General features: G+C 37.3%; 24 protein-coding genes, 2 riboswitches and 1 other annotated feature. Of the genes, 4 read left to right on the forward strand and 20 right to left on the reverse strand.

What is annotated here, in order from left to right; genetic code table 11:
• Positions 1-9: 9 nt before the first annotated feature.
• Positions 10-792 carry a phosphatidylserine decarboxylase gene (locus FJQ98_RS19830; protein ID WP_053596229.1) on the reverse strand — a complete coding sequence of 261 codons (783 nt, stop codon included), beginning with the start codon at positions 790-792 and terminating at the stop codon, positions 10-12.
• A gap of 136 nt (positions 793-928) precedes the next feature.
• On the opposite strand from FJQ98_RS19830, the gene pssA reads away from it, so the two are divergent.
• Positions 929-1,429 (forward strand): CDP-diacylglycerol--serine O-phosphatidyltransferase, encoded by a 501-nt coding sequence (pssA, locus tag FJQ98_RS19835; RefSeq protein ID WP_053596264.1) that lies wholly within the window; start codon positions 929-931, stop codon positions 1,427-1,429.
• Between the two features lie 87 nt (positions 1,430-1,516).
• The gene (gene sigK / locus FJQ98_RS19840) at positions 1,517-2,224 is read left to right on the forward strand and encodes an RNA polymerase sporulation sigma factor SigK (RefSeq protein ID WP_053596228.1); all 708 of its coding nucleotides are present in this window, start codon (positions 1,517-1,519) and stop codon (positions 2,222-2,224) included.
• A 588-nt stretch (positions 2,225-2,812) separates the two neighbouring features.
• Here the strand turns inward: sigK and mtnN are convergent.
• From mtnN to FJQ98_RS19925, 19 genes are all read right to left on the reverse strand, one after another.
• Positions 2,813-3,505, reverse strand: coding sequence for a 5'-methylthioadenosine/S-adenosylhomocysteine nucleosidase (gene mtnN / locus FJQ98_RS19845; RefSeq protein WP_053596227.1), 693 nt, complete (start codon positions 3,503-3,505; stop codon positions 2,813-2,815).
• Positions 3,506-3,565: 60 nt separating this feature from the next.
• A complete protein-coding gene (locus FJQ98_RS19850; RefSeq protein WP_053596226.1) occupies positions 3,566-4,219 on the reverse strand; it encodes a YrrS family protein in 654 nt (217 codons plus the stop codon).
• A 321-nt stretch (positions 4,220-4,540) separates the two neighbouring features.
• Positions 4,541-4,669 carry a hypothetical protein gene (locus FJQ98_RS27315; RefSeq protein ID WP_277815965.1) on the reverse strand — a complete coding sequence of 43 codons (129 nt, stop codon included), beginning with the start codon at positions 4,667-4,669 and terminating at the stop codon, positions 4,541-4,543.
• Positions 4,670-4,771: 102 nt separating this feature from the next.
• On the reverse strand, positions 4,772-5,260 hold the full coding sequence (greA, locus tag FJQ98_RS19855) for a transcription elongation factor GreA (protein ID WP_053596225.1): 489 nt from the start codon (positions 5,258-5,260) through the stop codon (positions 4,772-4,774).
• A 187-nt stretch (positions 5,261-5,447) separates the two neighbouring features.
• On the reverse strand, positions 5,448-6,086 hold the full coding sequence (udk, locus tag FJQ98_RS19860) for a uridine kinase (protein WP_053596224.1): 639 nt from the start codon (positions 6,084-6,086) through the stop codon (positions 5,448-5,450).
• Positions 6,086-7,366, reverse strand: a complete 1,281-nt coding sequence (locus tag FJQ98_RS19865; RefSeq protein WP_053596223.1) for a peptidase U32 family protein — start codon at positions 7,364-7,366, stop codon at positions 6,086-6,088. The genes udk and FJQ98_RS19865 overlap by 1 nt, the downstream gene beginning before the upstream one ends.
• A 14-nt stretch (positions 7,367-7,380) precedes the next feature.
• On the reverse strand, positions 7,381-8,313 hold the full coding sequence (locus tag FJQ98_RS19870) for a peptidase U32 family protein (RefSeq protein ID WP_053596222.1): 933 nt from the start codon (positions 8,311-8,313) through the stop codon (positions 7,381-7,383).
• 5 nt (positions 8,314-8,318) lie between these two features.
• Positions 8,319-8,951, reverse strand: a complete 633-nt coding sequence (locus FJQ98_RS19875; protein WP_053596221.1) for an O-methyltransferase — start codon at positions 8,949-8,951, stop codon at positions 8,319-8,321.
• A gap of 311 nt (positions 8,952-9,262) precedes the next feature.
• A complete protein-coding gene (mltG, locus tag FJQ98_RS19880; protein WP_053596220.1) occupies positions 9,263-10,390 on the reverse strand; it encodes an endolytic transglycosylase MltG in 1,128 nt (375 codons plus the stop codon).
• A 709-nt stretch (positions 10,391-11,099) separates the two neighbouring features.
• On the reverse strand, positions 11,100-11,231 hold the full coding sequence (locus FJQ98_RS27320) for a hypothetical protein (protein WP_277815967.1): 132 nt from the start codon (positions 11,229-11,231) through the stop codon (positions 11,100-11,102).
• 359 nt (positions 11,232-11,590) lie between these two features.
• Positions 11,591-12,118 (reverse strand): DUF1292 domain-containing protein, encoded by a 528-nt coding sequence (locus FJQ98_RS19885; protein WP_053596219.1) that lies wholly within the window; start codon positions 12,116-12,118, stop codon positions 11,591-11,593.
• Positions 12,119-12,251: 133 nt separating this feature from the next.
• Positions 12,252-12,392, reverse strand: a complete 141-nt coding sequence (locus FJQ98_RS19890; RefSeq protein ID WP_158003078.1) for a hypothetical protein — start codon at positions 12,390-12,392, stop codon at positions 12,252-12,254.
• A gap of 329 nt (positions 12,393-12,721) precedes the next feature.
• Positions 12,722-13,030: a DUF1292 domain-containing protein gene (locus FJQ98_RS19895; RefSeq protein WP_053596218.1), complete on the reverse strand. Its 309-nt coding sequence runs from the start codon at positions 13,028-13,030 to the stop codon at positions 12,722-12,724.
• A 19-nt stretch (positions 13,031-13,049) separates the two neighbouring features.
• Positions 13,050-13,466: a Holliday junction resolvase RuvX gene (gene ruvX / locus FJQ98_RS19900; RefSeq protein WP_053596217.1), complete on the reverse strand. Its 417-nt coding sequence runs from the start codon at positions 13,464-13,466 to the stop codon at positions 13,050-13,052.
• Between the two features lie 2 nt (positions 13,467-13,468).
• On the reverse strand, positions 13,469-13,735 hold the full coding sequence (locus FJQ98_RS19905) for an IreB family regulatory phosphoprotein (protein WP_024363117.1): 267 nt from the start codon (positions 13,733-13,735) through the stop codon (positions 13,469-13,471).
• Positions 13,736-13,822: 87 nt separating this feature from the next.
• Positions 13,823-16,483 carry an alanine--tRNA ligase gene (gene alaS, locus FJQ98_RS19910; RefSeq protein WP_053596216.1) on the reverse strand — a complete coding sequence of 887 codons (2,661 nt, stop codon included), beginning with the start codon at positions 16,481-16,483 and terminating at the stop codon, positions 13,823-13,825.
• A gap of 79 nt (positions 16,484-16,562) precedes the next feature.
• Positions 16,563-16,776 (reverse strand) — a binding site (T-box leader).
• A 227-nt stretch (positions 16,777-17,003) separates the two neighbouring features.
• The gene (locus tag FJQ98_RS19915) at positions 17,004-17,957 is read right to left on the reverse strand and encodes a magnesium transporter CorA family protein (RefSeq protein ID WP_053596215.1); all 954 of its coding nucleotides are present in this window, start codon (positions 17,955-17,957) and stop codon (positions 17,004-17,006) included.
• 39 nt (positions 17,958-17,996) lie between these two features.
• A complete protein-coding gene (locus tag FJQ98_RS19920; RefSeq protein ID WP_053596214.1) occupies positions 17,997-18,947 on the reverse strand; it encodes a magnesium transporter CorA family protein in 951 nt (316 codons plus the stop codon).
• 21 nt (positions 18,948-18,968) lie between these two features.
• Positions 18,969-19,904: a magnesium transporter CorA family protein gene (locus tag FJQ98_RS19925; protein WP_053596213.1), complete on the reverse strand. Its 936-nt coding sequence runs from the start codon at positions 19,902-19,904 to the stop codon at positions 18,969-18,971.
• Positions 19,905-20,142: 238 nt separating this feature from the next.
• Positions 20,143-20,316, reverse strand: a riboswitch (M-box (ykoK) riboswitch).
• Between the two features lie 1,013 nt (positions 20,317-21,329).
• A riboswitch (M-box (ykoK) riboswitch) is annotated at positions 21,330-21,503 on the forward strand.
• A gap of 348 nt (positions 21,504-21,851) precedes the next feature.
• Here FJQ98_RS19925 and FJQ98_RS19930 point away from each other — a divergent pair.
• Positions 21,852-22,106, forward strand: coding sequence for a hypothetical protein (locus FJQ98_RS19930; protein ID WP_201406522.1), 255 nt, complete (start codon positions 21,852-21,854; stop codon positions 22,104-22,106).
• A 46-nt stretch (positions 22,107-22,152) separates the two neighbouring features.
• Positions 22,153-22,869, forward strand: a complete 717-nt coding sequence (locus FJQ98_RS19935; protein ID WP_425492663.1) for an MgtC/SapB family protein — start codon at positions 22,153-22,155, stop codon at positions 22,867-22,869.
• Positions 22,870-22,884 lie beyond the last annotated feature (15 nt).

Raw genomic sequence — 22,884 nt, forward strand, 5'->3', positions numbered from 1 at the left:
ATTCGACCATTATAGCATATTTGCAAAGGCTTCACCCATTCGAATTGGGCTTCCTTGCACAACATTATCGGTAAATTCTATTGCATCCTTTTCAAATAGCATAACTACTGTTGAGCCGAATGAAAAATATCCGATTTCTTCACCCTTACGCCACTGTGTTGTGGTATTAGTGAGTACGATAGAGTTTACAAAGGTAGCACCAACTTTAATAAACGCTACCTGCTGATTTTTAACCACTTTCAGCTCCGTTACTGAACGATAATTGTGTGAAATTGGTTTTCTACCGTATGTAAGACCTAGCTGATTAACGGGATAGGATTTTTGCCCAAGCGTATATTGTCTTAGCACTCGCCCATCAATTGGGCTATGAATACGGTGATAATCTGCAGGACTCAAGTAAAACACAATAAAATGTCCATCTGCATATTGTGCAGCACGTTCTGTATTGCCAAGTAAATCTTGTAATGCATAAGGCTTACCCTTTACAAGAAACGTCATATCCCATTCGATACGTCCAAATGACTCTATTTTCGCATCCACTGGACTTACATAGGTAGTGGTATTTTGTTCAATTGGACGTGCATCTTCTAAAAGCTCTCTTGTGAAAAAATCATGTAAACTTGAAAATTGTTGTTGTTTTTTTGAAACCTCTTCAAGTTTAATATCGTATACCTTCATGTAACTAGGAATAATACGTTTACTCCACTTTGCTTTTGCAATAGTTTGCAAAAGCTGGGAGGATTGCTTGCCATTTGTTAATTCAATCAAGCGTTGATATAGTTTTTCTTTCATAAAACAAAACCCCTATCGATTAATTTAGACTGTCAATTTTTTCGCATTCGAAGTATAATGGTAAAATATCTTAAGTGTAAAGGAGTGATCCCCCTTGTTTTTTTATCACAAGTTGGTGGATACCACGGTTAAGAAAATGAAATCGCAAACAGCAAACTTCATTACAATCAGTAATATGTCCTTTGGTGGCGCGGCCATTATGGCTACACTACATGAATATTATAGCTACAGTGTCTTGTTTATCTTTATTGCTGCCCTTCTTGATCGCTATGATGGAAAGGTAGCTAGAGCACTCGGACAAGTGTCTGATCTAGGTAAACAATTAGACTCTATGAGTGATATTATATCATTTGGTGTGGCACCTGCATTATTAATGTATGAAGTTGTCTTAGTCGACTTTGGTTTTGTCGGCATGATGATGACAGTACTGTACATCGTCTGCGGTGCAATGAGATTAGCTCGCTTCAATATTAGTGAAGCAAACGGTTATTTCACAGGGTTACCAATTACTGCGGCAGGTACGCTTATAACTTTAACGTATTTTGCCTCTAATACGTTCCACCCGGCATTTTATCTTTTCCTTTTCCCAATACTAGCATTACTAATGATTAGTACAATCACGTTAAAAAAAGTGTAACAGCGCATTTGCTGTTGCACTTTTTTTCATTTAACGCAGTTTCTTAACATATACTGTCGAAAAATGGGGAAAGGATGAAATCATTCAATGAGCGGAATTTTTACATCTATGTTGCAGTTATGGCTTGAGATCCCAGCGTTACTTGGCTATTTAAAGGGGCAAACTTTCCATAAACCCTTTTCAAAAGAAGAGGAAGCTGCTTGTATTGAACGATTTTTAGGCGGTGATGAGCAAGCGCGTCTTGATCTAATTGAGCGTAATATGAGGCTCGTTGCACACGTTGTGAAAAAATTCCACCCAAAACATGAACAACTTGATGATTATATTTCCATCGGTACTATTGGTCTTATGAAAGCTGTAGAAAGTTATACGCCTGACAAAAAAACCCGTCTTGCCACTTATGCTGCCCGTTGTATCGAAAATGAAATTTTAATGCATTTGCGTACTCAGAAAAAAGTGCAAAAAGATGTTTCCTTATTTGAGCCAATCGGTACAGATAAAGATGGTAATGCCCTACAAATCCGAGATCTATTACAATGCGATGAAGAGAGTGCAACAGAAAAACTTGAACATAAAGAGCATGTTGCACAACTATACCATTATTTGCATATGCTTGATGCTCGTGAGCTAGAAATCGTTACCCTTCGCTATGGTTTAAACCAACAGGATGCACTTACGCAAAAGGAAATCGCTGCACGTTTAAATATTTCTCGTAGTTATGTATCTCGCATTGAAAAGCGAGCGCTTATTAAACTCTATCAATTATATAAAAGAGATCAAAAGTCTATTGAATAATATACTGTAAATTGATAATTGTAAAATTTCAATAAATCCATTAGATTAATCGGCAATTAATCTTGTATTTTTTTGATTATCACCATAACATGTGGTTGATTTCCGTTCCGATTGAGCGCTTTCCTGGAGGGGCTGATGAGCCACTTTGCGCGAAAGCGAAGCGTCAGCGGCAGATGGTTTTTGCACTTTTGGTAATGAGCCAATCCTTAGAAAGTTAGCGAAACTAATTAAACTGTAAAAAGCTCCCTTGCGATATTGAATGTCGCAAGAGAGCTTTTTCCTCAATGAAATTCTACAGATTCTGAAAGTTCTGCTGAAATAAGTGTACCTAGTAACGTCGTAATAATGACTACACCTGCTGTTAAAAATAGCACCCGGAATGCCTCCCATCCAAATATGAAGAGATTTAATTAACAACAGTTTAGCATTGGTGAGACTTTCAAACTGTGATTTTTCTCACACTACAGACCACTCATTTTGACCATTCTGTGTACTTTATCCCACATTAACGGGCAATAAAAATACGATTGGTGAAAACTAATAATCAGCGGGGCGATAAAAAACTCCCCCTCTGATTAAAGTTTAACTTTATAACGTTTCAATAGCTTTTAGTACTATTTGTGTCGAATGCTTTGCAGCTACTGGCAAAAACTCATCGAAACTGATATTCGATTCTTTTCCAGCAATATCTGATAAAGCACGAATAACAACAAACGGAGTATCAAATTGATAGCAAACTTGTGCAACAGCTGCAGCTTCCATCTCTACAGCCTTCATTTGTGGGAAATGGCGACGAGCAGCTTCTACACGAATAGGATCATTCATAAAAGCATCGCCTGAGCAAATTAAACCAACACCGTACTGGTGCTCTCCAACTGCCTTTACTGCCTCTTCAGCCACTTTCATAAGTTTTTCATCTGATTTGTAAGCTGCTGGCATACCAGCCATCTGACCAATTTCATAACCGAAAATCGTTACATCTACATCATGATGACGGACTTCATCTGAAATAACGACTGCGCCTACTTCAAGAGTCTCATCATAGCCCCCGGCAGAGCCCGTATTAATGACTACATCAGGCTTGAATTCATGTAATAGAATAGTAGTTGACATTGCAGCATTCACTTTACCAATACCACTTTTTAATAAAACTACCTCTTTCCCTTCATAAGTTCCAGTTGTATATTCACTGCCTGCTATTGTTGTGCTTTTTGCATGATCTAATGATGCTCGTAAAAGCTCTACTTCTTCTTCCATTGCGCCGATTACTGCAATTTTCATATCTCTGTTAATTCCCTTCTTTATTAGCTCTATTAAAAATAAACAAACGAGTTATTTTCGTCAATAGGCGCCATTTAATGTATTTAGTTGCTCAAGTTGAACTGGTAGCCAACCTTCATTGTCGACCCATTCCATGCTAACACGATACATTTTTGTCTTATCATTCGTTGAGACTGTTGCAATAGCCGAATTAGCACTACCGTTATTACCTATACGCCAGACAATCATCTGATCCTTTTCGATACCTGTAACGGCTGTAACTGTTGCGACCTTTTCAGCCCAGTCTACTGATTTATCATCGTAAGAAGACACATGCTGGCCTGTTTGTGTTGTAGGTGTAGGCTCCCAACTTTTATTTGTTATGACCTTGTCAACAATTGGGTTGTCTGAAGTAGTTTCAGTAGTAGCGTCCTGTTCAGATGTTTGAGTTTCTTCTGTGGGCTCTTCCTTTGCAGGTTTTTCCTCTTGAGCTGCAACATCATTATTTTGCTCTTTAGAAGGCTCTTCCTTCACATCTTCTTTGTCGTTCTTCTGCTCCTGTATTGGCTCGTCTTTCTCAGCTTTTCCTGCATCATCCTGCCATTTAAACACGTATGTTGCTGTTATAATAATTAATATCACGACAATACCAATTAAAACATTCAATAGTTTATCTAGCTTTTTATTATGAGATGGCTGCAAATGACGACTGCTTCGAGTTTGTCGTTCACTCATGAAGTCTCCCCCTCTCTAGCCAATATTCTATCAAGTTCAACAGTACTTGCAAAATAATTGTGCTCATATATTTTTTCATAGAGAAAAATAAAGACATCTCGACGTATTTTCCAAAGATTTTTGGATCATCACCAAAACGTGTGGTTGATTTCCGCTCCGACTGGGCGCTTTGTAGCTGCTGTCGCTAATCCCCAAGGAGTCACCCAGCCGTAACGAAAATCAACCTATTTACATAGTATACGTTTTAGCAAATGTCATCCACAACTTTCGATAAAGAACCATTTTTTACCATTTGCGTGAAAATTTAAACGGAATATGGATTCAAGAATCAATTTCTCCTTGGCGTAATTGCTGTTGTCGCTTCGCTTTCGCACAGATAAACCCTGTTGTTGCTGTCGCTTCGCTTTCGCACAGATAAACCCTGTTGTTGCTGTCGCTTCGCTTTCGCACAGATAAACCCTGTTGTTGCTGTCGCTACAAAAAAACATTTGCGGATGAAGAAAAAGCAGCTAGCTCTCTTTTAAAAGATAAGCTAACTGCTTGTACAAAAAATTATTTTATTGAAATAATTTTAACTTTCATTTCGCCACCAGGTGTTTGTACGACAACCTCTTCGCCTTCAGCACGACCTAGCAAGCCTTTAGCAATTGGTGATTCATTAGAAATGCGGAATTCCATTGGATCTGCCTCAGCCGAACCAACAATCGTGTAAGATTCCTCTTCTGTTGATGGTTTTCCATTAATAATTTCTACAAATGTAACCGTTTTCCCTAGTGATACCGCACTGTTGTCCGTTTCATCCTCAGAAATAATAACTGCGTTACGAATCATTGATTTTAATGTAGAAATTCGACCTTCCAGAAAGGCTTGTTCTTCTTTTGCCGAATCATACTCAGCGTTCTCAGAAAGATCCCCGAAATCACGAGCGATTTTAATACGTTCTACGATTTCCTTACGTGTTTCTGTTTCTAATTTTACTAATTCTTCTTCTAATTTTCTCTTACCTTCAGCTGTCATTGGGAACTGTTTTTCGTTTGCCAAAGTTCTTCACTCCTTATTTTCGTCAATATAAAAACATAAAACTCGATTAAATGCCTAGTAGGGTACATTTAATCGAATTTTATTATTTTTAAACGTTTTCAAATTACTCTTTGACCTAATAGTATGCATGCCTTTCCGAAATATGCACAGATACGCATGTAAATATTGTCAATACCACTCTATCTTATTACAATACGTTGTCGGTTTCAAGAATAGTTTTAATTTTCGTTACCATCAAATCAATTGCAACCTCATTATCCCCACCCTCAGGAATAATAATATCAGCATAACGTTTCGTCGGCTCAATAAATAAATTATGCATTGGACGTACTGCTGTTAAATATTGTTCGATTACAGAATCTGTTGTACGCCCACGCTCTTTTATATCACGCATTATACGACGAATAATACGTATATCTGAGTCCGTATCTACAAATAATTTAATGTCCATTAAATCACGTAAATCTGCATCCTCTAACACTAAAATACCTTCTAATATAATAACATCTACAGGTTCAACATGAATAACTTCTTGTGCTCTTGTATGTTGTACATAATCATACACAGGCTTGTTAATTGGTTGACGTAGCAATAATTTTTTTATGTGCTCAATTAACAAATCATTATCAAACGCTAACGGATGGTCATAGTTTGTACCTAAACGCTCCTCAAACGTTAAATGACTTTGATCTTTATAGTAAAAATCTTGTTCAATTACAACTACTGAATGGTCACGGAAAACATCATAAATGGCATTGGTCACACTTGTTTTTCCCGAGCATGAGCCACCAGCGATTCCGATGACGACTGGACGCTTCGCTGCCATTAATTATTCTCCTTTCGCATCATGTTATGCGGTTTTAATGGTGTGTCGCATTTAAATTTAATAATTTGTAGTGGATGACGAGCAGCATCTAAGCTATTGCCATCCTCATCCCAAATTTCACCCATTGTAAAACGGAAATTTTCGATTTCTGGCCCAAAGAATTCTACCTCATCGCCAGGTTTAAAATAGTTACGTTGTTGCATTGTAACCATTTTCGTTTCTGGGTCATGCTCTAAAATTAGTCCAGCAAACTCATAAGTCGTTTTACGGCCATGTACACCAAACATTTGCTCCTCGTAACCAGGTGCATCGTGGAAGAATGCTTCAGCAGTATCACGGTTAGCACATTTGTCTAATTCCTCGAGCCACTCACGTTTAATTTTGAAATTGTCAGGGTCAGCACAATAAGCATCAATCACTTTACGGTACACTGAAACAACTGTAGCAACATAGTGAATTGATTTCATACGACCTTCTACTTTTAATGAATCAATACCAAGTTCAATCATATGTGGAATTGCTTCAATTAGCTTTAAGTCTTTCGGACTCATCGCAAAAGATGCGTGATTATCATCGAAAAGTGCCTTTTCTTCGCCATCTTCTACCTCGTATAAATCATAGTCCCAGCGACAAGATTGACAGCAACCCCCACGGTTAGAATCACGAGCAGTCATGTGATTCGAAAGTACACAGCGACCAGAATAAGCGATACACATCGCTCCATGAACGAATGCTTCAATTTCAATATCGACTTTTTCCTTCATAAGCTGCATTTCTTCGCCGCCTACTTCACGAGCTAATACTACACGATGTAAGCCTTCTTCTTTCCAATACTGTACAGCCTTCCAGTTTGATAAAGATTGCTGTGTAGAAAGGTGAATTTCAAGCTTTGGTGCAGCAGTACGGCATGTTTCGATGATAAGAGGGTCCGCTACAATAATGCCTGTAACACCCGCAGATTCAATATCTTTTAAATACTGCTCTAAGCCGTCCATATTTTCATTGTGGGCGAAAATATTTGTAGTAACATAGATTTTGGCACCGTATTTATTGGCGAATTCAACACCCTCACGCATTTCTTCAATTGAGAAGTTATCTGCGTTTGAACGTAGGCCGAACTCTTGTCCACCAATAAATACCGCATCCGCACCGTAATGAACTGCTACTTTTAATTTTTCTAGACTACCTGCAGGGGCAAGTAGCTCTGGTTTTTTTGTAATGACACGTTTACCGTCTACAATCTCACGGATTTTGTCATTTTGTTGTAATGCTAATGCCATGTTCTTGCCACCTCCTAGTAAACTGTTTCCTTGAAGATAAAGCCAGTATCAAGAGGTCTGATGGCAGGCTGAATTTCTTCAATTTTTGCTAATAAATCATCTTTAATATCTTCATACGCATCTTCTGATTCGTCAAAATATGTGTCGATTGCTTGACGATAAGCTTCTGTTACTGTGGCCACATATTCTGGTGTTTGAAGTACACCCTCAATTTTCAATGCATCAATGCCACCTTCGAATAATTCGCCTAGCTCATCAATAGTGCACATATCGTTTGGACTGAAAATATGCGTACCATTAACATCCTCATAAATTGGATATTTATTATTACGTTCATCATCATGAAGGAACATATTACGATTTTCCTTACGATTCTCAATTTCCATTACTTTATCCTGATATAAGAAATAATGGCCTAGTAATGGACGTTTTGATTGGAACATACATGTCATCCCATGTACTTGAACCTCAATCTCTACTTCCGCGCTTTCTTTAATTTCTAGCACTTCATCTAAAGAAAGTTCACGAGCAAGTATTGCGCGAGTTGCTCCTCTTTTTCCCCAATAATTTGCCGTAAACCAGTTCGTTGCAGTTGTTTCAGGATTCCAGTGTAACGGTATTGTTACACCTTGCTCACGACGAATGATTAATACTGCTGGATCACCGTAAATTAAACGGTCAACGCCAATACGTTGCATTTCTTTTAAATATTCGGCAAGCGCATCCAATTTTTCATTATGGAATAGCGCATTTACCGCAACATACACCTTTTTACCCGCTGCATGAATCAGCTTTGTAGCTTCTTCTACTTCACTAACAGAAAAGTCTCCTGCTAGTCGAAGACCAAATTGTTGTTCACCAATGACAAAAGCATCTGCTCCAGCATGTAAAAGTACTTTTACATGGTCCACTGATTGCGGTGTAACAAGCAATTCCGGTTTTTTCATAATAGTCACCTCTTCAAACATAGTAATAAGCCGTCACCGACTGGTAAAAATGCACTTGTATAATCTGGGTGCTGCATAATCCATTCAGTGAAGTTTTTTAAATTGCGAATCATTGTACGCTTGCGACGCGGTACATCCTTTAAATCCAAATCTGATAAGCCATGCATATACATATTATCGATATATAGAACTCCGCCAGATTTTACAAGAGGCGCGTACTTTTCAAAAAAGCGTTGATATTGCCCCTTTGCAGCATCGATAAAAACTGCATCGAATGTTGTATGGATTGCCTCATCTTTTACCTCTAAGGCGTCTCCTTCAATGACGGTAATACGATTTGATACTGTAGAACGTTCAATATAAGCCTTCGCTCTCGCAACACGCTCTGTATCACGCTCGATTGTAACGATATGCACATTTGGTAAAGCCTCTGCCATTCTTATTGCAGAATAACCAATTGCTGTCCCAATCTCTAAAATTTTTGACGGATTTTGAATACGTAGCAGTTGATTCAAAGCATCAATGCCTGCAAGCTGCATAATCGGTACATGATTCTCCTCCGCAAATGCTTCCATTTCTAAAAGCAAATCATTACGTGGTTGAATAAATGATTGTATATATGCATCTGATAATTCCATTGTTAAATCCACCCTCATTTAAAAGGCAACGAGCAATCTCTCGTTGTCTGTACTTCATCATTTAGCAACAAAAAGAAAAAGACCAAACGTGATGTCTTGGTACTTCGTCATACAAAAATGAGCAATTGTTTTTGTATAAGCTCATAACAATTGCCACCACGTATATTATCCCGCATTAACGGACTGATTGAATTTATTCCATGCGGATTGATCAAAAATCACAACTTATAATAGCACGAAAATAGAAGGAAAGCTATTTTTCTTTCCTTCTATCCACATTATTGTTATTTATTTTTTCTATTTTAAAGACATTACTCTGACTTGCGCAAATATTTTTCTACTTTTTGTAAATGTTCATCATATGTTTTCGAGAAGTGGTTGACACCCTCTTTATCCGCTAAGAAGAATAGGTAATCTGTTTTACTTGGATTTAGCGATGCTTCAATCGAAGTTTTTCCAGCACCTGCAATAGGACCTGGTGGTAAGCCTTTATTTTTATAAGTATTATAGACATTATCTACTTCTAAATCTTCATATAGTACACGATCTTTATGGGAACCAAGCGCATATAAAACAGTTGGGTCTGTTTGTAGTGGCATCCCTTGATCCATACGATTATAGAATACGCTCGCTATCGTTTCTCGATCTGTTTGGGCAGTAGCTTCTTCTTCCAATAATGAAGCAAATGTTAATAATTGATGCACAGACATTTTCTTTTCAGCTAGAACATCGCTGTAATTCTTCACAATCTTGTCCATAGCCCCCACCATTTCATCTACAATCGATTCTAATGAAGGTTTTTCTTCAAAGTAAGAATAAGTTGCAGGGAATAAATAGCCCTCTAAATCATAGCGAATATTATCGGCTAAAACCGCATCTGTCACAAGCTCAGGGTAGTTAGCCTTCATTTGTTGAACAAATGTATCGCTTGTTACTAAGTCCATAAATTCCTTTTCAGTGTATGGCGTTTTCTTTTCAACAATATTACCAATTTGTTCAAGCGTTAAACCTTCTGGAATCGTCATCGTAAAGACTGGCTTACGGTATACCTTCCCAGTTTTTAAACTTTCTATTAGCTCATCAAATGTCATTGCCTGAGTTAAATCATAATCCCCTGCTTGGAATTTTGATTCATTTTTAAATTTGGCATAGTATTTAAAAACACGAGAATCTTTAATAATGCCTTCTTTCTCTAGTAAAGTCGAAATAGAGCCTAAACTTGAACCAATTGGTACTTCAACTGCTATTGTTTTAGTCGCATCCGGATCTATTGGTTTTAAGGCACTCTTCACATAATTATAGCCTAGTAAACCGACAATCCCTAATATTAGAACAAAAGCAATTGTAACAATAGCAACGATTTTTCTCACAATTTTTACCTCGGATTTTCTTTCTTGCATTTTTGAAAACATTTCTTGTTTTTTTGAACCGTTATTCACGGGTTTCCCCCCTATCACTTCATTATCATACTAGAAATCAACTTTCACGACAAACAGAAATAGATAATTCAGTAGAAAAAGCACACAGAAAAAACAGGTTACGACAAAAGAAAAAATATAGTTAATATGAAGCAATAAATAAAAGTTGATTTTCACAGGGTTAATTAACAAGCTGAAACCAAAATAGTTTTATGGCTTCAATGGAAATATAAAAATCCAGGTAAAATTAATGAGAGTTTGATTATGGAAAGCTCGCCATGGAGAAAACAAAAATCTACCAACTATTTTGTTAAGATTATTTTCCCACATTAACGGTCAGAAAACTTATTATCTCAATATAAAGTGATAACGTGTCACTTATTTCAGACTATAATTGAAAAGATTCTTGTTTGATATCGACTAGTAACCCCTTTGCAAGCTGTGAGATAACCACATCATCTGTCGGAGGATTGAAGCGGCTATATCTCTAGCTAATTGTTCTTGTGCTAATAACATTTCATAAAGAGAAATTTCCTCGCCGCCATATTTTTTTCAATTTTAAAATGCTCAAACGGAAATCCTCCGCTCTCATCATATTTAGTAGCTGTCTTGTCAATTTGTTGGGCCAATTCACGAGTATCCTGGACTAGCTGTTGCTCACGTTCGTTACGAGTATAAACATCACTCAGCTCTGAGGCACCTTGCTTTTAGTAAATCTATTTTGTGGTTTTTATAGCCCTAAATATTCTCTTAGTGTTGAACCTATATACTCTTTCCGATAAATGCCACGTTCTTGTAAAATTGGCACAACGTTGTTCACAAAGTCCTCAAAATCACGTGGTAATATTTGTAATATCCTCAACTGTATAATCACTTTCCTTTGCTTGTGCAGCCTGCCAACAAACCTATCTCAATACACTGACCAGTAGTCCACATAATGTCATCATCTTATTCCATTCTTTATAAATAAGCTTACTTGGTTTAATTAAAACAAATCTTATCTACTTACTCACAATTGGTCAATACTTCATTTTCCACACCATCCCTAACCATCTAAAAATCCTGATAAAACACTTCGTAAAAAAATGTTTTTTTCTCGAAAGTTCATTACATTCAATCGAAAATACACAAATTCCATTTACAGATAGCATACTTTTACATATTAATACCCACTTACATAAAAAAACTCTGAGTAGCTTTATTAAGCACTCAGAGTTTTTGTTACAAATCATTTAATACATCTTCAACAAATGCCCATTCTTCATCTGTTTCAATGGGTAATAATTCTTCAATTGTTCCGTCATTTCCAGGTACGTATTGGGCAGCAAAAATATCTCGTTCCTCTATCGGTTCGTCCGTTGACAGAACATATAGTACATAGGATTTGCCAAACTGTTCTGACGAAAATGTATGAATGACCTCACAAACCTGATCTGATCCATCCTCATCTGTTACTGTAATTAGCTGCGGCTCCTCCTGAAACTCGTCTAGAAGTGTTAGGACTACCTCATTAATCATTTCCCATTCTGCCTCAGTTTCAACAGGCTGTAAATTTGTCATTTCTCCATTGTTATCATCGTAATCAAATGTCATAGCAGAAATGTCTCCAGGAATTTCGTTACCATCTTCGTCAATTAACGAAAACAATACATATGATTTCTCCTCTGCATCGAAGGTAAAGACCACACGGCATTTTTGCTCCTTGCCATCCTCTCCAACTATAAGAAACTCTTGTGTTTCTTCACTCATTTAATCTCCTCCTTAATTAGGCTAAATTATGTTTCAAACTTTGATACGAGTCATTTTTTGGGTGACACAAAAATCTCACCTTTAATTCATTGGATTCGCCATAGTCTCACATAACCTCACAGCTTATGGCTCATCACCATAACGTGTGGTTGATTTCCGTTCCGACTGGGCGCTTTGTAGCTGACGCTTCGCTTTCGCACAGATAAAACAATTGTAGCTGACGCTTCGCTTTCGCACAGATAAAACAATTGTAGCTGACGCTTCGCTTTCGCACAGAGCAAAGCTTCCTGGGGGCGTCCGATGAGCCGCTTGGGGCAACAAGTGTTTTTTTGTGCGAAAGCGTAGTGCAAACGTAGCGGCAACGACACGATGTTGGTCACAAAGGCGTTATCACAGGACGTGATGGTCTTAGCCTTCGTTCCTCTATTGCTGATCCCCAAGGAATCGTCCAGTCGTAACGAAGATCAACTAATATACAGAGCATATATTTTTAAAAATGTCATCCACAACTTTTAGTGATGAGCCAGCTTTATTCTTTCAAAAGTAAAAAAGGAACAAGGAGTGCTTGTTGCCATCCTTGTTCCACACTTTTAAAGATTACGATTAGTCCTCGTTTTCATCCTCTAAAGCGTTTAATACGTCTTCTACCATATCCCACTCTGCTTCTGTTTCGATTGGTGTTAACTCACCATCTTCACCATTTTCAGATGGTACAAATGAAGATACGAAGATTTCTACAGAACCATCTGCATCTTCTTCTGCACCTACCATAGAGTAAAATACGTATGATTTACCAAATTCAGCCGATTCATGTACGTGAATCACTTCACAAAGCTGTTCGTTTCCGTTCTCGTCAATCACTGTAATGTGTTGTACATGTAATTCTTCTTCATGGTTGTGCTCGTGTGCCATGTGCTTGTCACCTCATCAATTAATTTTTGCTATCTAAATAGCCTTGTAAAATCATCACAGCAGCCATTTTATCAATGACTTGCTTACGCTTTTTGCGACTTACGTCCGCATCGATTAGCATACGCTCTGCAGCCATCGTTGTTAAACGTTCATCCCAAAGCTTGACCGGTAATGAAAATGTATCTTCTAAAAGCTTTTTATAGTCTTCAGAAGCCTCTCCACGCGGTCCCACCGTATTATTCATGTTTTTCGGGTATCCTACAACAAATTCTGTTATAACATATTCCTTTACTAGCTCGGCTATACGGTCAATTCCGAACTCGCCGTTTGCTTCATCAATTTTTACGGTTTCAATACCTTGGGCCGTCCACCCTAGAGCATCACTAACGGCAACGCCTACGGTTTTTGACCCAACGTCTAATCCCATAATTCTCATTTCTAGCCCTCGTTATTCTTTTTAATATAAAATTTAACAAGCTCTTCTAGAATTTCATCACGCTCAAGCTTGCGAATTAAATTACGAGCATCCTGATGGCGAGGAATATACGCCGGATCACCAGAAAGTAAATAACCGACAATCTGATTGATAGGATTATATCCCTTTTCCTCTAAAGAAGAATGTACTTTCAACATTACCTGCTTGACTTCCTGTTCCATTGATTCTTCTGGAAAATTAAATTTCATCGTTTGATCAAATGAACTCATGACCAGCACCTCGCTTTCAGAAATAAGGAGATGTGCAAAAAGCTCATCTCCAATTTCTCTTTATTATAACATGATTTGGCGTATTATTTAAATGGATTTAACATAATCATACACAGAAAGTAGTGCTTCATCAAGTTTTGATGCATCTTTTGCACCTGCCATCGCCATATCTGGACGACCGCCACCTTTACCAGCACATGCTTCTGCTACCATTTTTACGATATTTCCTGCATGGTAATTGCCACCAACTAAATCTTTTGTGACACCCGCACATAGCATAACCTTATCGCCATCGACAGCACCAAGAACGATAACAGCTTTAGGCATTTTAGCTTTTAAGTCATCCATCATTTGGCGCAGTTGATTATTATCCTTCGCCTCAACTTTGGTAGAAAGAACTGTTACATCACCAAAAGTTTGCGCTGCATCCACAATAGCACCCGCTTGTGCATTTGCGATTTTTTGAGATAATGCCTCATTTTCACGTTGTAATTCTTTGTAGTCAGCTTGTAACGCATGTACTTTTGTCACAATATCTTTTGGATTTGCTTTTAATAAAGCTGCTGCATCGTTTAATAACGCTTCTTCTTCTTTTACTGTTTCATATGCAACTTTACCTGTAACGGCCTCAATACGGCGAGTACCTGCACCGATACCACCTTCTGAAACAATTTTGAAGAAGCCAATTTCAGAAGAACGTTTTACGTGAATACCACCGCAAAGCTCAATAGAGTAGTCACCAATTGAAACAACGCGAACAACATCACCATATTTCTCACCGAATAATGCCATTGCACCCATAGCTTTTGCTTCATCGATGCCCTTTTCTTCAATCACAACCTCTATATCATCCCACACTTTTTCATTTACGATACGTTCAATTTGCTGTAATTCCTCTTTTGTCACTTGACCGAAGTGAGAAAAGTCGAAGCGTAAACGATCAGGTCCTACATATGAACCTGCTTGGTTAACATGATCACCTAGTACATCTTTTAATGCACGTTGCATAATATGTGTTGCTGTATGGTTTTTAATAATTAAATTACGTTCATCACGGTTAACTACTGCTTTCACCGCATCTTCAACATGCATTTCGCCAGATTCTACAAGTACTGTATGAAGCGGCTGACCATTTGGTGCTTTTTGTACATCTTTTACAATGGCAGTAAAGCTATCATTAGCAATAACACCGCTATCCGCAATTTGACCACCCATTTCAGCATAGAATGGTGTTTTAGCTAAAATAACTAGTGCTTCTTGACCTTCAGATGCTACTTTTGTTACTTGACCATTAACAATCATCGCCGCAATTTCTGTGTCTACAGATAATGCATCAAAGCCTACAAATTCACTTGCAACCGTCAAGTTTGCTAACACTTCACTTTGTACTTGCATAGAGTCCACATCTTGACGAGCTGCACGTGCGCGTTCACGTTGTTCTTCCATTGCTGCTTCAAAGCCTTCATGGTCTACCTTCATGCCTACTTCTTCCGCATACTCTTCTGTTAATTCGATTGGGAAACCGTAAGTATCATATAAACGGAACGCATCTGCACCTGGAATATAGTCATGGCCAGCTGCTTTTTGAGCCTCTACTACTTCGTTAAAGATAGCAAGACCACCGTCTAATGTTTCATGGAAGCGAATTTCTTCATTTTTAATAACACGTTGGATAAACTCACATTTTTCCGTTACTTCTGGGTAGAAATCATTCATAATTTCACCAACAGTTGGTACTAATTCAAACATAAATGGCTTTTCAATACCGATTTGTTTTGCATAGCGCACAGCTCGACGTAGTAAACGACGTAATACATAACCACGACCTTCATTTGAAGGAAGAGCACCATCACCAATGGCAAACGCCACTGTACGGATATGGTCCGCGATAACTTTAAATGGTGTGTTGATATCTTCTTCTGAACCGAAGATTTCACTTAGCGCTACTTCACCTGGAAGTTTATATTTGCGATTTGCTAACTGCTCGATTTTTTCAATAATAGGCATGAATAAATCAGTATCAAAGTTCGTTGGAACATTTTGAACAACTGATACGATACGCTCTAGACCCATACCAGTATCAATATTTTGCTTTGGTAGCGGTGTATATGTGCCATCAGGATTATGGTTGAATTGAGAGAACACTAAGTTCCAAATTTCAAGATAGCGTTCATTTTCACCACCTGGATACATCTCTGGATCATTTTCATCTGAACCGTATTCTTCCCCACGGTCATAAAAAATTTCTGAGTTAGGACCAGATGGACCTTCACCAATATCCCAGAAGTTCCCCTCTAGTCGGATTAAACGCTCTTCAGGAATACCAATTTCGTTATGCCAAACGTCATACGCTTCTTGATCTTCAGGATGGATAGTAATAGATAAAAGCTCCGGATCAAAGCCCATCCATTTTTTATTTGTTAAGAATTCCCATGCAAAATGAATAGCTTCTTTTTTAAAGTAATCCCCAATTGAGAAGTTACCAAGCATTTCAAAAAACGTATGGTGTCGAGCCGTTTTACCTACGTTTTCAATATCATTTGTACGAATTGATTTTTGAGCATTTGTAATACGTGGATTGTCAGGAATGATACGACCATCGAAATATGGTTTAAGTGTTGCAACACCTGAGTTAATCCAAAGTAATGATGGGTCATTGATTGGCACAAGCGGTGCTGATGGCTCATGATGATGACCTTTTTCTTTAAAGAATTCTAAATACATGCGGCGAATTTCTACTGCTTTCATATGAAAAGTTCCTCCCAATATGTTTTGTAAAATCACGATATGAATCCGCAAATCAACATAAAAAAAGCCCCCATCCCAATAAAGGGACGAGGACTTGTGATTTTCTCGCGGTACCACCCTAGTTGTAAGTAAAAGTATACTTACCTCTTTAGCACTTGTAACGTAAGTGAACGGCAGGGATTAACTGCACTCTGGAGTAGCTTTCGGTATTTGCTATTGTGAGGATTTTTTCAGCCAAGAAATCCCTTTCTTTTACACGCACAAATACGTACTTGTTCCATCATTGTTTTTACTATTTTCTAACGAGCATTATAAAAAAAATATTTTCTTCTGTCAATTGGTACTATAATTGCTAATCGTAACAAAGCTCATTTGAGTTCGTCATTTAAGTGTTTATAGAATAGTAGATTTTCTTCTTCAATTACTGAAAAATTCTTATTGTGACGTATCATATTAAAGTATTCGTTTACTTCAACATTAGAATTTATTCTATTAAAATGGTATAAGTCATTCCACTATGCTATCGAGAAAAATAATTTTTTTTGTAAAAAACGAAGGTAGACAAACCAGTCAACAAGACCATTACGACCATTACTACCCAAAATGCATTTGATGTATTTTGATATGGTAGCGGCACATTCATCCCATAAATGCTGGCAATTAACATCGGCACCGACAATATGATTGTAAATGAAGCGAGTAATTTGAGTACTTGGCTTACGTTGTTTTGAATTACGTTACCATATGCATCCATAATATTATTTAAATTAACTTGATTGATTTCCGTCACTTCATACGCTTGATCTATCTCAATAAGCACGTCGTCTAAAATATTTGCATCGTCTTCATCTAATATGATATTGCTCCCCTGTAATGTTTTTTGCATAGTAAATTTCATCTGTTTTAGTGATGTTACCATATATATAAGACTTTCATTCAAGTATAGTAATGTGTACAACTCACTATTACGATATGACTTGGCAAGTTCCCTTTCTGCTAAAGAGACTTCCCGTTCAATAGTAGCTAAAATATCAATATACGCCCGCGCAGTTATACTTAATATATTTAAGGTGTTGCGCGTTTTCATGTGTGTCTCAAAAAGAGTCATCTCGCCATTAAACAGATCTTTCATGAAAGGTAGCTCTTCTCTACATATCGTAATCATATGATGTTCAGTGTGAACGATACCCATAGGAATTGTTCGATATTTCACGTCTTGAGAAGAGCTCTCAACATCTATTCGATCATAAGGAATATGAATAACAATCAAGACAGCCCCGTCACGTTCTTCAATTCGCGGGCGTTCTTCTATATCGAGTGAATCGGTTAAAAAATCGCTTGGAATAGCAAGAGCTGCCATCACATGTTCAATTTCACTGGATGTTGGTGCTTCGAGATGAAGCCAACTGTTATAACCAATATTTGATGTTTGCTCAAACTTACCTTCAGAATTACTTTTGTATATTAAAAGCATTTTGATACACTTCCTTTCTTATATACAGTGTAAAAAATATTAAAAACGTAAAAATTTTGTTTTGTAAAATACGTAGACAAGACCTCCACTAATGCCTGCCATGAGCCCAATAATCACCGTAAACATGAATGGTTGATCTTCATAAGGCAATGGAACGTTCATTGCGAAAATACTCCCCATAATAGTTGGAATCATCAGGACAATAGTAATGGTAGTTAGTATTTTCAAAACGCTATTTAGGTTATTATGAGTGATTGCCGCGTACGCATCCATTAGATTACTTAAACTAAGACTACGCATTTCCGTTACTTCCGCTGCTTGTTCAAGGTCTACTAGCGCATTATGCAGCATTTTCTCATCTTCTTCATATAGTTTTATATCTTGCCCTTTGGAAAGGTGTAAAAATACATTGTGCATAGCTCTCAAAGATGTTGAAAAATATACTAAACTTTTATTGATATTAATCAAGCCGAATAGCTCGCGGTTGTTATGTGATTCTTTCAATTCTTGTTGTAATCGTCCAACTTGTACTTTTATTCGCTTGAGAAAATCAAGATACGACTGGGCAATTGCTTCAAAAAGTAGCAATGTTATTCGAGTCTTCATATGCGTTTGAAATGTTCCATACTTCCCTGAAAATATATCTCTACATATTGGATTGTCTTTTTTTGTAACAATCACCAAATGATCTTTCACATGGATAATGCCGATTGGTATCGTCCGATAAGGAATTTCTTCGTACAAACGTTCCTCATTCATCGCCACAGGAGAATTGAGAATGATGACCATTGACGAATCATCCTTTTCAATCCGAGGTCGCTCATTGATGTCTAAGGAATCGCGAATAAAATCTTTTGGAATATTAAGTTTATTTGAAACTTGAGAAATTTCGGTATCTGTCGGATCCACAAGATAAAGCAACGTGTTGTGGACAATGTTAGATACCAGTTGTAATTGACCTGATGAATTACTTTGGTATATCGTAAGCATCTTTTTTCCTCACTTTCTCTTTTAAAATAGCTTTGTTTTGTAAAATATCCATCCTGTCAACAAGCTAATGACTGTGGAGATGGACATAAGGACTGCTAATGCGTATTCTTCATCCTGCTTTGGTAATGGGAAATTCATCCCATATATCGTTGCGACCATCGTCGGAAACGTCAAGATAATCGTAAAAGCAGTTAAAACTTTCACTACGACACTAAGGTTAATTTCAATTGCAGCAGAATAAGCGTCCATTAAATTACTTAAATTTTCGTTGTAAATTTGTGATGTATCGAATGCTTGCTGCATCTCATTAAAAGTAGCTTGCATCCGTTTTTCATCTTCTTCGTTCATCTCCAAGTTCAGCACTCTTGACAATTTTTTCAGCATCACAAGATTGACTTTTAGCGCCTTTGAGAAATAAACAAGACTTTTATTTATATTGAGCAAAGTATACACTTCACTGTTTTTTATCGATTTTTGTATTATTTTTTCAGATACAATAACTTTTTGATCAATATCATCAAGGCAATGTAAATAGTAACGGGCCGAAACAAGCAATAGCTGTAAAATATAAGATGCGCTCATATTGGGGTAAATATCCTTAACAAGAATATTGCTAAATTCCTGTAAAATAGGATGATTGACGCGACAAATTATAACAATTACATCATTTGTTTGAATAATACCAATCGGAATTGTCCTATATGGTATAACTTCACCATTTGGCATTTTTATTGGCACATTGACAATCATCAAAAAATCATTCCCATTTTTTTCTACACGTGATCGTTCATCAATATCGAGGGAGTCACTGATAAAGTCAATTGGTACTCCAAGGTGACTAACAACGTACTGAATCTCCTCTTCTGATGGTTCCGTGAGATATACACAGCTACCCTGAACGATCTTGGACTGTTCTTGCAGTAGCCCTTCTCCGCCACTTTTATAGATTTTAAGCATCGAATCGTCCTCCTAATCTGTTGAATTAAAACAGATCTTAGTTTTTTACTCCTACTATCTCCATCGGTCATACTTGGACTCTCCATCTTGACCCCCTCCTTTCTGAAAGTGAACTCTTATTCTCTTGCTAAAAGGGCAATGTGTAATAAGATTCTTTTTGTGAAACTAAAAAACCCTCTAGGAGTCCTAGAGGGTATAAAAAAGTGCACAAAAAATAAAGCAGCACAAAAAAGCACTTTCGATTCCCCCTAGTCGAGTTTTAGCACTATACACCGTAAAGAAATGGAATCATCTCTTAGCCACCTTATGAAAAGCCTTAATCCGGCAGTTCCTGTTCTACCCATGGGTATCTTTCGATATTTCTGGGCAGTGGCCTATGTTTGTATAGGAGCCTCACCTAACGAGGTAATATTTAATTTCCTCGCCATCGTAATCCCTATTTTTAAATTTGTCAAGAGTATATTAATATTCCCAAAGTACTTTTTATTACAAATTTCTGTTTAAAACAAGCGGTGAATGGAGGAGTCTTCACTTTAAAATTTGCTGTAGTTTACAAAAAAAATTTTAATCAAGACAGATAAAAAACATTCGTAATTTATATTTATACTCTGTTTTAAACCACTTTCTCTATTCCATTCAGTTGTTCAAGTGAAGAAGTGATGAGAAACTTTTACGCTGTTAACCTAGCGACTCACATATCACCAAAAGGATATATTTTAGAGGCTCTTCACCAAAATATGTACTTAACTGCACATTCCCCGCGGGCGTGTCCTCCCTCTCGCCTCCATGCGTTTTCATAACCTACTTTTTTAATCAAGAGCAGAGTTTAGTCTTGACCCTTTTTAGATTAACAAAAATTTTTTAATCTTATATCGAGGCATTGAAACTAAGTAAATCAACTGTATTTTTTGTTCAGCTAAAGCAATTCGAATCCAAGAAACATACGTATTATGAAAAGAACTTAACAGCTTTAGATTGTTACAGAGGCTATTGATTATCATAAATAGTGATTGCACAAATCTGTTTATTCACTTCAACCCCATAATTTGATTTGAGGTTGAAAGACATGCCTTTGTAAGCATAAAAATAAGGCTCATCACCAAAAATTAGAAATAACATTTGTTAAAACGTATGTCATTTGTATAAGTAGATTGGAATAGAGGCTGGGCGACTCATTGGGGATCACAGCGTCACAAATGAGTACCTGGAGCGAGGGCAGTAGAGGAACGTGGGCTAAAAGCATCCCTGTGATAACGTCTTCGTGACCAACATCCTGCTACTGACGCTTTGCTTTCGCTACTAAAACATTTGCTGAATGAAGATAAACTATTTCCCTGATACAGTTTTAAGATTTTAACTTTCAGAAAAATAAATAATTGGTTGTTGACAATAAAAATTATTCAGAGTACAATTCACCTGAAAACAATAAGTCCTCGTTAGGTGAGGCTCCTATGCAAACATAGGCCACTGCCCAGAAATATCGAAAGATGCCCATGGGTAGAACAGGAACTGCCGGATTAAGGCTTTTCATAAGGTGGCTAAGAGATGATTCCATTTCTTTACGGTGTATAGTGCTAAAACTCGACTAGGGGGAATCGAAAGTGCTTTTTTGTGTTTTTTTGTTTTTTTTGCGCGCTTTTCACCCCCTCTAAATCGTTAGAGGGTTTTTTTATTTTATTTGACTTAAAAGGGGGAAACATGTGATGGATAGTTATTCGATATGGCAATTCATATTTTTAAATAATTCAAATACGGCAAAAGGCAGAGTTTTTGTGTTCAGTCCGCACATGTCCCTTTCATTAATAATCTGATTATTAATTTACATTAAATTAGAAATATTAAGATAGGTTTATTGATGTGTACTTCGAACAAGATACATTCTAAGCAAGAAGCTCCCTTTTTTATGGGAGCTTTTTTATCTGTGCGAAAGCAAAGCGGCAGCTACAAATGTTTTCTGTAGCGAAAGCGAAGCGACAGCTACAAGTGTTTTCTGTAGCGAAAGCGAAGCGACAGCTACAAGTGTTTTCTGTAGCGAAAGCGAAGCGGCAGCTACAAGTGTTTTCTGTAGCGAAAGCGAAGCGACAGCTACAAGTGTTTTCTGTAGCGAAAGCGAAGCGACAGCTACAAGTGTTTTCTGTAGCGAAAGCGAAGCGACAGCTACAATTACGCCAAGGCGAAATTGATATTATTTTTTTATTTTAGTGGCATTCTACAAACAGAAGTGAAGACATTGAAGAGGTGATCGATAATGATAGTGACAATGACAGTAGAAATGATAATCAAGCTAAGTATGGCTTTACTATTCGGATTATTGATTGGGATTGACAGACAGATTAAACAAAAACAACTTGGCCTAAGACCTAGTATGGTCATTTGTATTGCTAGTTGTTTACTAACAATCGTCTCCATAGAAGCATTCGGAAAAATTCGAGGTGCAAATCATCCGAATATGGATCCAATGCGACTTGCCGCTCAAATTGTAAGTGGGGTTGGTTTCATTGGTGCTGGCGTTATTTTACGAAGAAGTAACGAGGTTATTTCCGGCCTTACTTCCGCTGCGCTAATCTGGTCAGCTTCTGCCCTTGGAATTACTATTGGGGCGGGGTTTTATCTAGAAGCAACATGTGCTGTAATCCTCTTGATGGGGGCTGTCAACATTGTCCCTTTTCTCATTAAAACTTTAGGTCTATCAACTCTCAATCGCCAGGAAATCTCATTAAAGATTATAGTGGAATCTAATTATCGTATGACTGAATTAATTAAAATGATTGAGCATAGAGGACAAAATGAACTATCTAAAAAAATAGAGTATAAAATTCGGCATTTTAAGCTCAAAGATATTGATAATGATCACCAATTAATTGACTTAGTTCTTTCCGTACCAGAAGATCAATATACGACGGAAATTTATTATTATGTCAAAAAGATTGATCACGTTCTTAGTGTCGAAATTGAGGATTTGTAATAGAGAGGAGCATCT

The organism is Lysinibacillus agricola, from assembly GCF_016638705.1.
Taxonomy (GTDB): Bacteria; Bacillota; Bacilli; order Bacillales_A; family Planococcaceae; genus Lysinibacillus; species Lysinibacillus agricola.

What these genes read in the sequence shown, in the direction of transcription:
- alaS (WP_053596216.1), bottom strand. Translation starts at nt 16,483, where the DNA reads ATGAAAGCAGTAGAAATTCGCCGCATGTATTTAGAATTCTTTAAAGAA.
- FJQ98_RS19875 (WP_053596221.1), bottom strand. Translation starts at nt 8,951, where the DNA reads ATGGAATTATCAGATGCATATATACAATCATTTATTCAACCACGTAAT.
- FJQ98_RS19850 (WP_053596226.1), bottom strand. Translation starts at nt 4,219, where the DNA reads ATGAGTGAACGACAAACTCGAAGCAGTCGTCATTTGCAGCCATCTCAT.
- mtnN (WP_053596227.1), bottom strand. Translation starts at nt 3,505, where the DNA reads ATGAAAATTGCAGTAATCGGCGCAATGGAAGAAGAAGTAGAGCTTTTA.
- FJQ98_RS19865 (WP_053596223.1), bottom strand. Translation starts at nt 7,366, where the DNA reads ATGGCATTAGCATTACAACAAAATGACAAAATCCGTGAGATTGTAGAC.
- pssA (WP_053596264.1), top strand. Translation starts at nt 929, where the DNA reads ATGAAATCGCAAACAGCAAACTTCATTACAATCAGTAATATGTCCTTT.
- FJQ98_RS19925 (WP_053596213.1), bottom strand. Translation starts at nt 19,904, where the DNA reads ATGCTTAAAATCTATAAAAGTGGCGGAGAAGGGCTACTGCAAGAACAG.
- FJQ98_RS19935 (WP_425492663.1), top strand. Translation starts at nt 22,153, where the DNA reads ATGATAGTGACAATGACAGTAGAAATGATAATCAAGCTAAGTATGGCT.
- FJQ98_RS19915 (WP_053596215.1), bottom strand. Translation starts at nt 17,957, where the DNA reads ATGCTTTTAATATACAAAAGTAATTCTGAAGGTAAGTTTGAGCAAACA.
- FJQ98_RS19830 (WP_053596229.1), bottom strand. Translation starts at nt 792, where the DNA reads ATGAAAGAAAAACTATATCAACGCTTGATTGAATTAACAAATGGCAAG.
- FJQ98_RS19930 (WP_201406522.1), top strand. Translation starts at nt 21,852, where the DNA reads ATGTTTTCTGTAGCGAAAGCGAAGCGACAGCTACAAGTGTTTTCTGTA.
- FJQ98_RS19870 (WP_053596222.1), bottom strand. Translation starts at nt 8,313, where the DNA reads ATGAAAAAACCGGAATTGCTTGTTACACCGCAATCAGTGGACCATGTA.
- ruvX (WP_053596217.1), bottom strand. Translation starts at nt 13,466, where the DNA reads ATGAGAATTATGGGATTAGACGTTGGGTCAAAAACCGTAGGCGTTGCC.
- FJQ98_RS19920 (WP_053596214.1), bottom strand. Translation starts at nt 18,947, where the DNA reads ATGCTTACGATATACCAAAGTAATTCATCAGGTCAATTACAACTGGTA.
- FJQ98_RS19895 (WP_053596218.1), bottom strand. Translation starts at nt 13,030, where the DNA reads ATGGCACACGAGCACAACCATGAAGAAGAATTACATGTACAACACATT.
- udk (WP_053596224.1), bottom strand. Translation starts at nt 6,086, where the DNA reads ATGGCAGCGAAGCGTCCAGTCGTCATCGGAATCGCTGGTGGCTCATGC.
- FJQ98_RS19885 (WP_053596219.1), bottom strand. Translation starts at nt 12,118, where the DNA reads ATGAGTGAAGAAACACAAGAGTTTCTTATAGTTGGAGAGGATGGCAAG.
- FJQ98_RS19905 (WP_024363117.1), bottom strand. Translation starts at nt 13,735, where the DNA reads ATGAGTTCATTTGATCAAACGATGAAATTTAATTTTCCAGAAGAATCA.
- sigK (WP_053596228.1), top strand. Translation starts at nt 1,517, where the DNA reads ATGAGCGGAATTTTTACATCTATGTTGCAGTTATGGCTTGAGATCCCA.